Source organism: Paenibacillus sp. HJGM_3 (genome assembly GCF_045062745.1).
Classification (GTDB): domain Bacteria; phylum Bacillota; class Bacilli; order Paenibacillales; family NBRC-103111; genus Paenibacillus_AA.
The window spans coordinates 1-15,172 of record NZ_JBJGED010000010.1 but is presented as its reverse complement, the minus strand read 5'-3'; the positions used below and the strand labels follow the sequence as shown (position 1 = coordinate 15,172).

The following is a 15,172-nucleotide window of genomic DNA, read 5'->3' as shown; positions in this document are numbered from 1 at the left end:
CCTTACTAAGACCGATTCCCGGACTTACAAAATAATTTGCGTCATATCGGTATAAATCGTATGGAACAGCTGCTCGTCCTTCACTTTCAGCACTTGAATGAGAGCTTTATTATACGCGACGACTTTCACGATGCCGCCCGCGGCTTGAATTTTTTGGATGCTCTCGATCAGCGCATTCAGGTACGGCTCGCCCAGCGATTCCACATGGCCGAAGTTCACGACGACCTTGAGCGGCTTGATGAACAGAAAGCCCTGAACGGCCGTGCCGATTGCGGCCAAGCTGGGCTCATCGAGATGCGGGCGGATCGTGAGGATGAAGATGCCGTTCTTGTTGTCGATCGAGAACGGAGGGGCGTTAAGGTCGGCGGCGCCTGCCTTCGCTTCCAGATCGCTCAGCGGATGCGCTTCCGCATCTCCCGCTTCCGTCGGCGGCAGCATCAGCACTTCTTCGACCGTATGGAGTATTTTCTCCACGGTGATCGGCTTCAGGATGTAATGCTTCGCTCCGTTCTGGATCGCTTCGAACACCATGCTTTTCTGATCGAGGGCGCTGATCATAATAATGTTCGCTTGCGGATAGGTCGCAATAATTTTTTTGACCGCGTCCAATCCGCTCATCACCGGCATCGTAATGTCCATCGTCACCAGATCGGGCTGGGTTTTCACATATTCTTTGTACGCTTCGAAGCCGTTCGACGCCTCGCCTACAACTTCGTGCCCCGCTTCCGTAAGCAACATGCGCAAATTACGCCGCATCAAGATAGAATCGTCAACAATTAATATACTCGCCATGCAAGATGAGCCTCCTTGGTTCCGATTTCGGTTCCATATGCTTGCCATTCATTTCGATTATGAGTTCGTTTTTTTCATGTTCACAAAGCTAATATCCATCGTCCCGTTCCCGGAATTCATCCGGCACGTCCATACTTCCGAGTTGGCGTATTTGACCGACGCCCCTTCGGTGTTGATCGTAATCGGCGGCTCCATTAACATGAATTCGGAGAACGACTGGAACATCTTGATGGAATTGCCCAATATGATATTCGCCGTCTCCGCCAAGCTGTCCTCCAGCAGCTCCTCCTCTTCCGCCGGATCGAGCGGTTCGAACACGACGCCGCGGACGAGCGACCGCGAGAGCGAATCGTCGAGCGTCATGACGAACATGCCTTCGAGCGCGCCCTTGACCGTCACGAAAGCGGTCACCCGCTTGAGCGCCAGCTTATCCGTGGAATACATCCGGAAGCCGTCCTCCGCTTCAAGTGCAGTGCGCGTGGCGGCGGCGAAGTACGATTTCGTATGGTCGATCAGCGGCTGGATCATAACCGGGAAATCGACTTCCGGCATGCCGGTCATATCTTCGTACGGCAGGACGAACAGGAACGTCGTGCCGGCGCCGACAGTCGATTCGACCTTCACCGTTCCGCCCAGCTTCTCCGCTTCCGCGCGCACGGACGACAGCCCGATACCGCGGCCCGAAACGTCGGACACTTGCTCTTTGGTGGAAAATTCATCGTGGAACACGAGCTGGATCGTCTCGTTCTCGCTCATCTGTTTGAGCTGCTCGGCTGAAGCGATCTCCCTCTCCAGTGCCTTGGCGCGGATCACAGCCGGATCGATGCCTCTGCCGTCGTCGCGGATCGTGAGGACCAAGTCGCGGCCTTCCAGCCGGAACTCGCAGTCGATTCGCCCATACTCGTCTTTGCCCGTCGCTTCCCTCTCGTCCGCAGGTTCGAGGGCGTGATCGACGATATTGCGGAACACATGGATGAGCGAGCGGGTGAAATCGTAGTACCTCTCCGTGTCCGCCGCCACTTCCTCGCCGCGTATTTCGAATGGGGCCACGAGCTTCTCCATCCGTTCGGCCAAGCTGTCCACATAGTCCGGATACGTCTTGAGCAACTCTTTGAACGGCTTGCACCGCAGCTTGCGCAGATCGGGCAGCAGCAGCTTGCACTCGCCCGGAGACAAGATCGTCAACATCTTTTTCTCGATCTCGATAATTTTCGATTTGTCGATCAGGAGCACGTCCTGCTGAACGAGGAACGACTCCCCGAGCACCGACTTCAGCACCTCTACGTCCTGCTGCAGCCAATCTCGGAAATTCCACTGCTTGGCGGCCGCCGTCACCTGCTCGACAGTCCGTTGCTCGGACGTCCTCAGCAGCTCGCTGAGCTCGTTTTCCAGCTCATGCAGCCGGTCCGCCGTCTGAGTCAATCCGAATTGGGCGAAATTCCCTTTGTATGTATGGATATCGCGGTAAATGTTCAGCAGCTTCGTCCGCAGCGGGTCCGTTCCGTTCAGCAGCTCGGGCAGCTCGATTTCGTAGAACGTCTTGAAATCGCGGACGCATTCCGTATAGTCGCCGTAGTCGACGATCACTTTTACGACCATTTTCAAAATGTTCCGCTCAGCCTCCACCTGGCTTTGCAGCTCGCGCTTCTCCGTCACGTCGGTGAAGATGACCATAAACGATTCGGAGGCGGCGTCGTTCGGGTTCGGAATGATTTTATAGCCGATGTGGATATGCCGGCCGTTCACTTCGAGTTCTTCGGGAAGCAGCGGCATATAGATCGACCGTTTGTAAGCGTCGCGTTCCTGGAACATTTTCGCCAGCAAGTTCTCGATAAACCGCTGCTGCTCCGGGTCGCCCCAGGCAATCAATTCGGGAAACGAATAATATTCAAGCGACTTGTTGAAAATGTTCGAGCATTCCAAGCTATATTCCGGGTCGATCCGCAGATCGGGACCGAACGTCATAAACCCTTGGCCGGCGTTGTCGAGCACGTTTCTGATCGCCCGTTCGCTCCGGGCTATGCTGTCTTGCGCTTCCTGCAGAAGCTGCTTCGAGCGGACCAGTTCGTCGTTTTGCGCTTCCAGCTCCTCGTATTGGTCTTCGAGCGTCTGCTTATGCTCTTCCAATTCTTGCGTCTGCTCCTCGAGCGTCATCTTCTGATAGCGGAGCAGCTCGTTGTAGCCTTGCATTTTTTGCATGATTTGGTTCGTACCCGAGACGAGCTCCTCGATTTCCCGGAAGGGGCGCTGCAGCACGATCTGCGTATTCATCGTCTCCGCGTAGTCTTCGTCCGCCATTGCCCGAATTTTCGCGTTCAGCTGCTCGAGCGGCGTCAAGACCGGAATCGACAATAACCGGCTGATGAGCTTCGTGATCCACGTCGCGATCAGGACGAGCAAGCAGAACAACAACGCGGCCGCCAAGAACAAAAACGCGGTCACCTCCGGAGCGACAATGGCCGTCACGCTGCCGATGGGGGTCCCGTTCCCGTCGATCAGCGGGTGAGCTACTTCGATGTTATAAAACCGGGCCAGCAAGTCAAACAGGAAGCCGTTCAGCATCACGAGCCGGTCCTGATTCGTGAACACGACCTTGTCCCCGATGGCGATCGTAAGCTCGACCACGTTCATGTCCAAATTCCAATGTAGGGCGAACTCGGGATCCGTCTGCTCCTGCCGGTGCTTGTCCAGCTCTTGCTGCCACGCTTCCTGCGCCCCGAGCGGCAGGTACGTCTGAATCTTGCCCGCCCTCTCCATCTCCGCGCGCCAATTCGCCGCCTGCGGCGAATCCGGATCGAACTGGGCGAGGCTGCCAATGCCCTGCTCCTGCAGGAACGTTGCGTCGTTCATCGAATCGGCCACCGTATGGCTGACCATGTTGGCGGTGAAGGCGGACATCGGCTTGAACAGGAAACTCAACATGACGAGCATGATGACGCTGAATAGGACGATATTGATAAAGGAGGCGAGATTGATCGTCCGGCGGATGCGCTTTTTCAGCGTTCGACGGTTGTACTGCGGCTTGCTAAAGCCGGAAGGGCGGTCTGGCGAGGACATCGCCGATCGGGCGGAGCGGTTGGTGTCCGGGTGCGGGCCGAGCTTCGGACTCGGTGCCCGGGTTGGGGGTGGATCGGGGGTTCGAGATGGGGTCGGGGTCGTCTGGCTCAAGGATCATCCTCTTCTTTCGTTTGTTCGTAAAATTAAAAGACCCACCTCTGGGATTCAGTTGAAGGTGGGTTTTTGTCCGTTTATGAGCTTTGACAAAGGCCAAATTTTACCACACTCACGCATTGTACCACATCACGACAAAGTTCAACAATAAGCAACAAAAAGCGGAAAAGCCTTCTTACACCCCATGCAAAGCATCCAGCGCTTCCTGTTCCGTCTTCAGGAACAGAATATGCTTGCCTTTGTTCGACTCGTAGATCAAATCCCGCAGGGCTTTGCTCGTGTAGCTGTCGAAGTCCCCTACGATCGCGAAACGGAAGTGATAATTCGTGAACTTCTGCATCACCTCGCCGGCGAGGCCCGTCTTCAAATCGAAGAAGCGCTCCTCCACATTCGCCTTCTTCACAATCACTTTGTCGCACCCTTGGTTGTATCGGATCGTGGCCATGAGATCCAGCGCGCTTTGACTATCCGAGATGAGGATGTCGGGGCTGACTACGACGGCAACTTTGGATGCTCCTCTTTCATTTACAGTAACGTTCATTTCCTTACTCTCCCTTCTATCATACTCCTGACAATAGGTCGTCCAACCTCGACCATCCGTAGGCGACTTCAATCGGCGTATCCGAGCCGATGGTGATTTCCTTGCGGGCGATCGGCTTGCCGCCTAGCCTAGCATAGAACCCCGCCGAAGGGTTCGCCTCCAGCACCCACACCAACAGCGAGCGGTAGCCGAGACGCTGTAACGATCCCGCTATTTCCCTCACGAGCCGCAGGCCGATGCCCATCCCTTTATACTCCGGCAGCAAGTAAACCGTATACAGTTCGCCGTCGAAGCCGTATTCGCCGGTACGTTCACGGCCGCCGTTTGCGAAGCCGACGATGCCGGCCCGTTCATCCACCGCCACGTAGACATGTTCATCCGGATTCGGGTTCCGGAAGCCCCATTCCCACGATTTCCGCCGATTCTCCACGCTAAGCCGGGTCAAAAACTGTTCCGCGAGGATCCCTTTGTACGTACTCCGCCAACTCGCCACATGCACCTGCGCGATCGCCTCGGCATCGTCGAATGCCGCCGGCCGGATCGTAACCCCCATGACGCTCATTCCGGTCACCCGCCTATCAGAAGTTAACACTCAGTATAGCACACCGGCTTGCCTGCCTGCAGTACTGGAATCTGCACACATCGACCTCCAACAGGGCGGACCTGCAAAAGAAAAAGACAGGGATCGCATCCCTGTCCGATAACGATTCAGTTATAGCCCGAGCTGTGTGAGCGACAAGGCATACAATGTCGTACCTACGCCGAAATAGAGCGTGCGGTCCGGCGTAATCGCCGCCTTGTCGACGATGCCGGGCAGCGAGGCTCGCGCTTCGAAGCTGCCGCTCGCGGTATCGAGCACGAGAAGCTCGCCTTCGGTGAACACGAGCAGCTCGCGGCCGGCGGTCGCGCGGAAGCCGGTGGCCCGCCGTCCGAGCGCGATCGTGTCGACGAAGCTCAGCGCCTCCGGCGAGAAGACGCGCAGCGTGTCGTCCTGCGCGAGCCACACGCGGCCGCCCGCGGCGACAAGCTTGCCGGGCTTCGCCTCGGCGGGGAGCGTCTCGCGGTAGACGACCGCTCCGTCCGGCGTCAGCACGCCGAAGTGGCACGGCTCCTCCTGCGGAGGCAGGCCGTTGCCCCCTCGGCTCGTGACGAAGTAGACGTAGCGGTCATCGGCCGCGAGGCTCGATACCTGCTGGTCGGCGAGCGGATTCGGCCAGCGCGTCAGCTCCAGCGTCCCGGTGTCGAGCCGCGTGATCCCGCCGCCGTAGACGCCGTATTTCGCCGACCAGCCGGTGTAGATGGCGCGTTCGGGTCCGACGATGCTGTGGCCGAGCGGCCGGATCCACACGTCGCCTACCGACTCCAGCGTGCGCGGATTGACGTTGCCGAGCTGGTCCCACGGCGCGGCCGGGTCGTACACCATATGATCGCCGCCGGCGTAGGCGGTCAGGAACAAGCGGTCGTCTACGAACTGCAGGCCGTACACTTCCCCGCCGGCGTTGCAGACGACCGACGAGTTCCAGTAGCTGCCGTCGCGCGGATCGTAGAGGAAGATCGTCTGCCCGAATCCGCTCGAGCCCCAGATGCGGCCAACGCTATCCGCCGTCAAGCCATAGATGTGCGTCGCCGGCGCTTCCGTCGGGATGCGCCGCAGCGCCGGCCGATCGTCCGGGCCGTTCGCGATGAAATAATCTTGCCCGCGCACGCCCGCATACTGCCCGTTCGCGAGCGGAATCGCGCCGGCTGTCAGTCCCTCCGCGAGCTGCACCTCGATCGCCTGCTTCTTCGGTACGATCGAGGCGGCGTCTAGCGGCTGGAACGTAATCGCGTCGTAGTACGCCGTCTCCTCGCCCAGCCGGACGCCGATATACTGCTCGTTCGTCTCCGTCAAGTGGGCGAACCCGCCCGGCTTGGCGAATTCGGTCCGCTCGCCGGTCGCGATGTTCCACGCCGTAACGAACGAGTCCTCGAGGCCGCCGGATACGATAATGTGCCCCGGGACCGAGCCTACGTAGCGACTATACATGTTCTTCGGATTGTCCGACATGCGGCCGACATTCTCAAGCGTATGGTCCGCCGGGTTGTACCTCAACAGCACGCAGCCCGGATAGGTGCCGCCGTACAGCATGCCGTCCGAGCCCAAGGCGAAATTCCAGATGTACGTCTCCTTCTCGTCGCGCAGCGGCTCCGCCCACGTCCGCGTGCGCAGATCGAGGCTGTGGATGTAGCCGAAGCCCGGGCACGTCCCGACGATGAGCTTCTCGTCGTTCCAGTTGTACAGCGCCCAGGCGCCGCTATCCCCAGGCATGAGGATCGACTCCCCGGCGCCCGTCTCGACGTCGATCAGAATGATGTCGCCGGTCGAGTGCGCGGCGAAATTCGCCAGCACTAGCTTCTCCCGCCCGTCGAGCGGATCGCGAAGCGTCGTCTTCCCCAGGATGCAAAAATTGCGGCAAGGCTGAGCCACCGCCTCGGGCTGCAATAAAGCGTTAACGTTCATGCTTGGAACACCTCCGAAGAACTTTTTTCCGTAAAAAAGGGACCTCCTCGGTCCCCTTCTTTTCGCTTGCTTCCTTTGCCCGGTTACCCTTTCACCGCTCCTACGAATTGGCCGTGAATGAAATATTTTTGCAGGAACGGATAAATGCAGATGATCGGCAGCGTCGTCAACATGAGCGCAGCCATCTTCAGATTATCGGGATGGATAATCTGCTCGCCCGGCGGATTGACGGTCGTGTCCTCCAAGCGGGCAAAAGACAGGATGCCTCTCAACTGGTACTGCAGCGTCCACATGGATTTGTCCTTGATATAGAGGAGCACGCTGAACCATTCGTTCCAATAGGCCACCGCACTGAAGATAACGAACGCCATGGTCATCGGGAGCACGAGTGGCAAGACAATCCGGAAGAGCAAAGAGAACTCTCCGGCTCCGTCCATCTCGGCGGATTCCAGGATTTCCTTGTGCATTTGGTCGATCACGTTCTTATACACAATGATGTAGAAGGGGCTGACCAGCCCGGGCAAAATAATCGCCCAATACGTGTTGTTGAGCCCCAGATTATTCACGAGCAAGTACGAAGGAATCAAGCCGCCGCTGAAAAACATCGTGATCAAGATATACGTCATCGCGATTTTTTTGCCTCTGAAATACTTGTGAGAGATCGCATATGCGGCGCTTAACGATAGGATTACGCTGAGCGCGGTTTGCACGATTGTGAGCCCTATCGTATTCGCCGCGGATCGCAGGAACGTATAGTTGCCCGCCAGCTTAATGTAGGAATCCAGTTGGAACTCTACCGGCCATAAACTCACTCTTTTTTCCGTCAACGCGGCAAAGCTGCTGAACGAGATGGCCAGTGCGTTGATGAATGGTACCAGAATCGAGATCGAGAATATGATAAAAAACGCATAGTTAAAGGTCTGAAATACATATCGTCCTGGACTTCTGTAATTCAACATGGGTTCTCGCCACCTCCTTGTGTCTATCGCCGTCTATTCTAGTACATACCCATGCCCATCCACTTTTTGGACACCCAGTTGGATGTTACGAGAAGGATAAAGCCGAGTACGCTCTGTGCGAAGCTGATGGCCGTGGTAAAGCTGTACTGCGATAACTCGACCCCGGTACGGTATACGTACGTACTGATTACGTCCGACACTTCATAGACGAGCGGGTTCTGCATCAGGAACACGCGTTCGAAGCCGATTCCGAAGATGTGCGCAATCTTCAGCAGGAAGAGCAGCACGATCATCGGCATCAGATGCGGTATTGTGATATACAGGGTCTGTTTCCAGCGGCTGGCGCCATCGATCCAGGCTGCTTCGTACAAGGAACTGTCAATGCCTGCAATCACGGCGAAATATAGAATGGCCGACCATCCTACACCTTTCCAAATGTCCGCGAATACCAGAATCCCCCGGAATATGCTAGGGTCGGTCATAAAATAATGGGGCTCGAATCCGAACCACCCGATGAAGGTGTTGAAAAGACCGGTTGTCGGAGACAGTACTTGGTTGAAAATACCGGCAACGACGATCCAAGATAAAAAGTGGGGTAAATAGGAGACGGTCTGCATGACGCGCTTGAACGTTTTTTGATACAATTCATTGGCGAGCAAGGCAAAAATAATCGGAGACGTAAACCCGAAAATAATGTCATAACAGTTGATGATCAGCGTGTTCTTCATGATGGACCAAAACTTGTCGTCCTTCAGGAAGTACTCGTAGTGCTTGAACCCTACCCAATCGCTATTCATGATGCCCTTGAACACCGAATAGTCCTGGAAGGAGATGACGATGCCATACATCGGCATGTAGTTGAATACGAACAGCAGGATAGCTGTTGGCGCGAATAAGAGGTAAAGCGACAGGAGCGACCGAGGTCGCATCCTGCCTCTCTTAGGCTTTACCGTACCCGCCTGAACCGCGACAGTTTCTCGCAAGTGTGGGCACCTCCCGGAACTCTGATGTTTTGCCGATTACCAGCCTGCTTTTTTGTAGCCCTTCTTAATCAAATCGGCTTTGTTGGCATCCAGGAATTTTTGCATCGGATCGTATTTCAACGCGCGGTATTTTTTCTCCCAATCGGCGATCGCGGCATTGAATTCTTGCTCCGAAATCCGGCTCATGATATATTCCGTCGTGAATTTGTTGATCGCTTGCATAATTTCGGCGTTCTTCTTCAGGACTTCATCCGGCTCGGCGTAGCCTACCATGCCATCCAGCCCGATGTTCTCGGCTTCTTTTTGAATGACTTTCATCCCGTTCTGGATGTTGGTGAAAATATCTTTGCCCAGCTTCGCTTCGAAGTTGGCGTTTTGCGCGTCTTGACCGTCCGTATAGCCGAACAAGAAGGCATATTGCCGTTTCCAAGCGTGTTCTTCGGCGCTCATCTTATCCGGATTCGCTACACGCTTGCCGTCTTTCATCGTGTACGTATCGCCTTCATCGCCCCAGAAGATTTTATCCCGCAGTTGATCTTGCGCGAAGCCCTCGATGACCTTGAATGCGCGATCCGGATTTTTGTTGCTGGCCGGAATATAGAGGCCATGGCCCGAGATCGGCAATGCCACGCCGTAGGTAGCATACTTTTTGTCCTTCACGACAGCCGGATAAGTGGTGAGCGGAGGAGCAACCGACCAAACCTGCTTTTTCTGATTGGCTGTAGCGGTAGGCAGTGTCAGGGATACTTGAGCAGGAAGAATTTGGTCCATTCCGTTCCATTCCCAGAGGACGTTGTTCTCTGCCTTTTTCGCGAAATATTTGGTGCCGTCGGATGTAGCGAACTCTTTGTCGAGGAGGCCTTCCGTGTACAGGTCGCGCATCACTTTGGACGCTTCCTTGAACTCCGCGGTCAATACGTTCGGGATTACCTTGCCGCCTTCGATCCGGTAGCTATAAGGAGCCGCGCCATACATATAGTAGATCGGGCCGCCGCCGTAGTTGAACATGTTGTCCCCGATAACCCGGAACGCCATTGGAACGGAATCCGGCTCGGCCTTCTTGATTTTCCTCATCAGGTCGATCCATTCAGGGATGGTGCCCGGCCATTTGCCGTCGTTGTACTTCTGAACAAGGTCGTAACGGGCCAGTACGCCTGAGCCTTGCGGCCCTTTGTCATAGGCCATTGGAATTCGGAAATATTTGCCGCTGACCGGATCCTTGCCGAGTTCCATCATGGCAGGAGTCACGACCTTTTGCAGCATCGGAGAATTGTCGTAATATTTTTTCAAATCGATGAAAGCGCCATCACGAGCGGCTTTAAAAGTCTCATCGGGAATTGTCGAATGGAAAATGTCCGGAAGCTTACCGGAGGAGAGCACCAGATTATGCTTAGTGGTATACTCCGCATAAGGCGGAATGTCGAACTCTAGATCGACGTTCGCATAATCCTCCACGATCTTAATGAGCGGATTGTTGCTGCGATCCAGACTTTGAGGCGTCTTGATACCGGCTTCGTTATAGAACATCGTCATTTTGATGCGTTCTTCGCTGGCTTTGTTTGTACCGCCGCTTGGGCTCGGAGAATCGGAGCCTTTAGAGCAGCCGGAGATGACAATACCCGCAACCAGAACAGAGGCAGTTAATGCAGGGACCCACTTTGATCTTGTTTTTACCATCCTGAGTTGACCTCCTAATGTGTTTGTAGGACATTGGATGACTGTACCTGCTGCTTGCCTTGAAGCGCTTACAATTGAATCAGGGAGCGCAAACAATAAATATGCCGGAAGATGTGGGAATATTCCTCCTTTTTCGACAAATACCTGTACCTAAGCGGTATCTTACATGTTCATATTACCATATCCGTGTAGTTTGTAAAGGACAAAAACGAAGTTTGATCAGCCAAAATTTGATTGTAAAACGTTTACATTCTGCTTTGACGTCATATAATCTAACACAAAAACGCCTTGCTCCACAATTACGAGGGAACAAGGCGATTTTTATGTTACATTACTTCACATTAATATTTACACACTCAACCATTTTTTGAACAAATGCTTCGTCGTGTCTTTGTTGATCGCCGCAATCGAAGTCGTGAGCGGGATCCCCTTCGGACAGGAGCGGACACAGTTCTGCGAGTTGCCGCACCCTTCGATGCCGCCATCTTCCATCAGCGCGTCCAGCCGCTCTTCCCTGTTCATCTCGCCCGTCGGATGCGCGTTGAACAGACGGACTTGCGAGATCGGCGCCGCGCCGATGAAGCTGTTGCGGTCGTTCACGTTCGGGCAGACCTCGAGGCAGACTCCGCACGTCATGCACTTGGACAGCTCGTACGCCCATTGCCGCTTCGTCTCGGCCATCCGAGGACCTGGTCCCAGATCGTACGTACCGTCGATCGGAATCCAGGCTTTGACGCGCTTCAGTGAATCGAACATCCGCTGACGGTTGATCACGAGGTCGCGCACGATCTTGAACGTGCCCATCGGCTTGATCCGAATCGGCTGCTCCAGCTTGTCGACGAGCGCGGAGCAAGCCTGGCGTGCCTTGCCGTTGATGACCATCGAGCAGGCGCCGCACACTTCCTCCAGGCAGTTCGACTCCCAACAGACCGGGGTCGTCGTCTTGCCTTGCGCGTTGACCGGATTGCGCTGAATCTCCATCAGCGCGCTGATCACGTTCATGTTCGGGCGATAAGGGATCTCAAAGTCTTCCGTATACGGTTGGGAATCGGGGCTGTCCTGCCGTGTAACCGACAGTTTAATTGTCTTGGTCTCGGCCATGATCAGTTCCCTCCTTTCTTCTTGTCCGTCGAGTAGTCGCGCTTGCGAGGCTTGATGAGCGACACGTCTACATCTTCATACGAAATTTCGGGTCCTTCCGGCGTCCACTTGGCCAAGGACGTCTTCATGAACCGCTCGTCGTCCCGTTCCGGGAACTCCGGCTTGTAGTGCGCGCCGCGGCTCTCGTCGCGCTTCAGGGCGCTGACGGTCATCGCTTCGGACAGCTCCAGCATGTTCCACAGCTGGCGCGTGAACGCCACGCCTTGGTTGTTCCAGCGGGCCGTATCCGTCATGTTGATTTTCTTGTAGCGGGCCTTCAGTTCCTTGATCTTGTTGATCGTCTCTTCGAGCTTCTTGTTGGTTCGCACGACGGTCATGTTGTTCGTCATCCACTCGCCGAGCTCTTTATGCAGGACGTAGGCGTTCTCGGTGCCGTCCAGCTTGAGCAGCGACTCGTATTGGTCCGTCCGCTTCTTTTGCTCCCGATCGAATATCGAGCTCGCCACGTCTTCCGACGATTTTTTCAAGCCCTTCATGTATTCGACGGCCTTCGGCCCCGACACCATCCCGCCGAAGATCGCAGAGAGGAGCGAGTTCGCGCCGAGACGGTTCGCGCCGTGGTATTGGTATTCGCATTCGCCGGCTGCGAACAGCCCCGGAATGTTCGTCATTTGGTTGTAGTCGACCCACATGCCGCCCATCGAATAGTGAACGGCCGGGAAAATCTTCATCGGGATTTTGCGCGGATCGTCGCCCATGAACTTCTCGTAGATCTCGATGATGCCGCCGAGCTTTACGTCCAGCTCCTTCGGATCCTTGTGAGACAAGTCCAGGTATACCATGTTCTCGCCGTTGATGCCGAGCTTTTGCTCTACGCACACGTCGAAAATCTCGCGAGTCGCGATGTCCCGCGGCACGAGGTTCCCGTATGCCGGGTATTTCTCCTCGAGGAAGTACCACGGCTTGCCGTCCTTGTACGTCCAGATCCGGCCGCCTTCGCCACGCGCGGATTCGGACATGAGGCGCAGCTTGTCGTCACCCGGGATCGCGGTCGGGTGAATCTGGATGAATTCGCCGTTCGCGTACGTGACGCCTTGCTGGTACACTGCACTTGCCGCTGTCCCGGTATTGATGACCGAGTTCGTCGTTTTGCCGAAAATAATGCCAGGTCCGCCGGTCGCCAGAATTGTAGCGTCGGAGCGGAACGTCTTCACTTCCATCGTACGCAGATCCTGAGCGGAAATGCCGCGGCATACGCCCTCGTCGTCCACCACGACGGACGTGAACTCCCAGTGCTCGTATTTCGTCACGATGCCGGCCGCTTCCCAGCGGCGCACTTGCTCGTCCAGCGCGTACAGCAGCTGTTGGCCGGTCGTCGCGCCCGCGAACGCGGTGCGGTGATATTGCGTACCGCCGAAACGGCGGAAGTCGAGCAAGCCCTCGGACGTCCGGCTGAACATGACGCCCATCCGGTCCATCAAGTGGATGATGCCCGGCGCGGCTTCGCACATTGCCTTAACGGGCGGTTGGTTCGCCAGGAAGTCGCCGCCGTAGATCGTATCGTCGAAATGCTCCCACGGCGAGTCGCCTTCGCCCTTCGTGTTCACGGCGCCGTTAATGCCGCCTTGCGCGCACACGGAGTGGGAGCGTTTTACCGGCACAAGAGAAAAGAGGTCGACGTGAACCCCGGCTTCGGCAGCCTTGATCGTCGCCATGAGCCCGGCCAAGCCTCCGCCTACTACAATCAATTTCGATTTAGCCATTGCAAGTTCACTCTCCTTTATTTAGTCAAATCCAGCACGCTGGTGTCTTGGAATTGCGGATCGATGAAGGCGATCATCGTCAGGATGAACATCACGGACATCACGACAAAGACGCCCAACCAAACGTATGTGGAAATACGTTGGGCCCGCGGTCCGACCGTAATGCCCCAGCTGACCAGAAACGACCACATGCCGTTGCTGAAGTGGAACACGGCGCAGATTATCCCGATTAAGTACAAGGTGAACCATAGCGGGTTCGTGAAAATATCGTGCATCAGCACGCCCAGCTCTTCATGCGTCGTATTGCCCAGGAAAATTTGGATCCGCGTCTCGAATACGTGCCAGACGATGAAGATCAACGTAATTACGCCGGTAATCCGCTGCAGGGTGAAGAGCAGATTGCGGAAGTAGCCGTAGCGGTTCACGTTGTTGTTCGATTGGAACGCTACGTAGAGTCCGTAAACGCCATGGTATAGAATTGGCAAATAAATTCCGACGATCTCCAAGAGCAGCACAAGCGGCAGGCTATTCAGCCAGTGAACCCGGTCGATGAACGCTTGATGCCCTTCGGCTCCGCCGCGGAATGCCTCATAGTTCGACAGCATGTGCTGAAGCAAGAAGAGGCCGACCGGTATGACGCCCAGTAAGGAATGGAGCTTGCGGTACAAATACGAATTTCCGGACATGGTTAAAGAGTTCCCCCCTCAAAAATGAATAACGCTTTCCTAATGAAGAAACCGTTACTGGCCGCGATCATGGACGGCCGGTCCAAACAAACATCTTCCATTTTACTCTCGCGTGCGACAAGCGTCAACAAAATGTCACGTTTTCGACAAGTCCTGAAAATACAGATCATACACCTCACTATTTTCCCAAGATCATGCAAGCTTTAACCAATAGTTGTGAACTTTATTTGACAACTCCATGTTACTCTTATTACCCTTATAAGGGAAATGCTATTATCGGATAATTTTTTATAACCTAAATGCATAAGAGCCGTTTGAAAAGGAGGGTTCGCCCGATGCTGTCCAACATGGACGTTTTCGCCAAAGTTGTGGAGCACAAAAGCTTGAACAAGGCCGCGCAGCTGTTGAATATTTCGCAGCCCGCCCTGTCGCGTAAAATTGGGCAGTTGGAGGCGGAGCTCGGGGTGTTGCTGTTCGAGCGCAAAGGCAAAAAGCTCGAGCTGACGCGTATCGGGCACATTTGCTACGAGACCGCGCTCGAGATGCGCCGGTCAGAGGAGAAGCTGCTGCGGACGATCGCCGAGTACCATACGCCCGGCAAGAGCAGCATTAAGATCGGAGCCAGCCTCACGACGCTTCAGTCGACGCTTCCGGATCTGATCGCCCTCTATATGAAGGATCACCCGGAGACCGACATCAAGGCGTTGACCGGCAAGACGCACGAGATCGTGTCGATGGTGAAGGACAAGCAGGTCGATTTCGGTCTCGTCGCCTCGCGTATCGACCATAGCGAATTGAACTGCGTGCCGCTGTTCGACGACCACCTCTGTCTCGTGCTGCCCGCCGGGCACACCTGGAGCCAGCGGGAGTCGATCGAAATTGCCGATCTGCAGCAGCTGCCGATGATCTACTTTTCCAAGGGGACCTGGTACCGGATCATGATGGACGAGCTGTTCCTGCGCTACTCCGTCTCTCCGGACGTGCTGATGGAGATCGACT

12 protein-coding genes are annotated in these 15,172 nt (G+C 55.5%); 1 reads left to right on the top strand and 11 read right to left on the bottom strand.

Features of this window, described 5'->3' with window-relative positions:
• Window positions 1-24 precede the first annotated feature (24 nt).
• From ACI5FR_RS12975 to ACI5FR_RS12925, 11 genes are all read right to left on the bottom strand, one after another.
• Window positions 25-792, bottom strand: coding sequence for a response regulator (locus ACI5FR_RS12975; RefSeq protein WP_405454944.1), 768 nt, complete (start codon window positions 790-792; stop codon window positions 25-27).
• Window positions 793-849: 57 nt separating this feature from the next.
• Window positions 850-3,960 carry an ATP-binding protein gene (locus ACI5FR_RS12970; RefSeq protein WP_405454943.1) on the bottom strand — a complete coding sequence of 1,037 codons (3,111 nt, stop codon included), beginning with the start codon at window positions 3,958-3,960 and terminating at the stop codon, window positions 850-852.
• A 178-nt stretch (window positions 3,961-4,138) separates the two neighbouring features.
• Window positions 4,139-4,504 carry a DUF4180 domain-containing protein gene (locus ACI5FR_RS12965; protein ID WP_405454942.1) on the bottom strand — a complete coding sequence of 122 codons (366 nt, stop codon included), beginning with the start codon at window positions 4,502-4,504 and terminating at the stop codon, window positions 4,139-4,141.
• 19 nt (window positions 4,505-4,523) lie between these two features.
• On the bottom strand, window positions 4,524-5,066 hold the full coding sequence (locus ACI5FR_RS12960) for a GNAT family N-acetyltransferase (protein WP_405454941.1): 543 nt from the start codon (window positions 5,064-5,066) through the stop codon (window positions 4,524-4,526).
• A 150-nt stretch (window positions 5,067-5,216) separates the two neighbouring features.
• A complete protein-coding gene (locus tag ACI5FR_RS12955) occupies window positions 5,217-7,004 on the bottom strand; it encodes an NHL repeat-containing protein (protein WP_405454940.1) in 1,788 nt (595 codons plus the stop codon).
• A gap of 83 nt (window positions 7,005-7,087) precedes the next feature.
• A complete protein-coding gene (locus ACI5FR_RS12950) occupies window positions 7,088-7,963 on the bottom strand; it encodes a carbohydrate ABC transporter permease (protein ID WP_405454939.1) in 876 nt (291 codons plus the stop codon).
• A gap of 38 nt (window positions 7,964-8,001) precedes the next feature.
• Window positions 8,002-8,892 (bottom strand): ABC transporter permease, encoded by an 891-nt coding sequence (locus ACI5FR_RS12945; protein WP_405454938.1) that lies wholly within the window; start codon window positions 8,890-8,892, stop codon window positions 8,002-8,004.
• A gap of 90 nt (window positions 8,893-8,982) precedes the next feature.
• A complete protein-coding gene (locus ACI5FR_RS12940; protein WP_405454937.1) occupies window positions 8,983-10,623 on the bottom strand; it encodes a type 2 periplasmic-binding domain-containing protein in 1,641 nt (546 codons plus the stop codon).
• A 348-nt stretch (window positions 10,624-10,971) separates the two neighbouring features.
• Window positions 10,972-11,724 carry a succinate dehydrogenase iron-sulfur subunit gene (gene sdhB, locus ACI5FR_RS12935; RefSeq protein WP_405454936.1) on the bottom strand — a complete coding sequence of 251 codons (753 nt, stop codon included), beginning with the start codon at window positions 11,722-11,724 and terminating at the stop codon, window positions 10,972-10,974.
• Window positions 11,725-11,726: 2 nt separating this feature from the next.
• Complete coding sequence (gene sdhA / locus ACI5FR_RS12930; RefSeq protein ID WP_405454935.1) at window positions 11,727-13,487, bottom strand: succinate dehydrogenase flavoprotein subunit; 1,761 nt, start codon at window positions 13,485-13,487, stop codon at window positions 11,727-11,729.
• Between the two features lie 17 nt (window positions 13,488-13,504).
• Window positions 13,505-14,173, bottom strand: coding sequence for a succinate dehydrogenase cytochrome b558 subunit (locus ACI5FR_RS12925; protein ID WP_405454934.1), 669 nt, complete (start codon window positions 14,171-14,173; stop codon window positions 13,505-13,507).
• Window positions 14,174-14,511: 338 nt separating this feature from the next.
• Here ACI5FR_RS12925 and ACI5FR_RS12920 point away from each other — a divergent pair.
• Window positions 14,512-15,172, top strand: a 661-nt coding sequence (locus tag ACI5FR_RS12920) for a LysR family transcriptional regulator (RefSeq protein ID WP_405454933.1), incomplete at its 3' end; no start/stop codon positions are given.

What these genes read in the sequence shown, in the direction of transcription:
- ACI5FR_RS12975 (WP_405454944.1), bottom strand. Translation starts at nt 792, where the DNA reads ATGGCGAGTATATTAATTGTTGACGATTCTATCTTGATGCGGCGTAAT.
- ACI5FR_RS12965 (WP_405454942.1), bottom strand. Translation starts at nt 4,504, where the DNA reads ATGAACGTTACTGTAAATGAAAGAGGAGCATCCAAAGTTGCCGTCGTA.
- ACI5FR_RS12960 (WP_405454941.1), bottom strand. Translation starts at nt 5,066, where the DNA reads ATGAGCGTCATGGGGGTTACGATCCGGCCGGCGGCATTCGACGATGCC.
- ACI5FR_RS12955 (WP_405454940.1), bottom strand. Translation starts at nt 7,004, where the DNA reads ATGAACGTTAACGCTTTATTGCAGCCCGAGGCGGTGGCTCAGCCTTGC.
- ACI5FR_RS12950 (WP_405454939.1), bottom strand. Translation starts at nt 7,963, where the DNA reads ATGTTGAATTACAGAAGTCCAGGACGATATGTATTTCAGACCTTTAAC.
- ACI5FR_RS12945 (WP_405454938.1), bottom strand. Translation starts at nt 8,892, where the DNA reads ATGCGACCTCGGTCGCTCCTGTCGCTTTACCTCTTATTCGCGCCAACA.
- ACI5FR_RS12940 (WP_405454937.1), bottom strand. Translation starts at nt 10,623, where the DNA reads ATGGTAAAAACAAGATCAAAGTGGGTCCCTGCATTAACTGCCTCTGTT.
- sdhB (WP_405454936.1), bottom strand. Translation starts at nt 11,724, where the DNA reads ATGGCCGAGACCAAGACAATTAAACTGTCGGTTACACGGCAGGACAGC.
- sdhA (WP_405454935.1), bottom strand. Translation starts at nt 13,487, where the DNA reads ATGGCTAAATCGAAATTGATTGTAGTAGGCGGAGGCTTGGCCGGGCTC.
- ACI5FR_RS12925 (WP_405454934.1), bottom strand. Translation starts at nt 14,173, where the DNA reads ATGTCCGGAAATTCGTATTTGTACCGCAAGCTCCATTCCTTACTGGGC.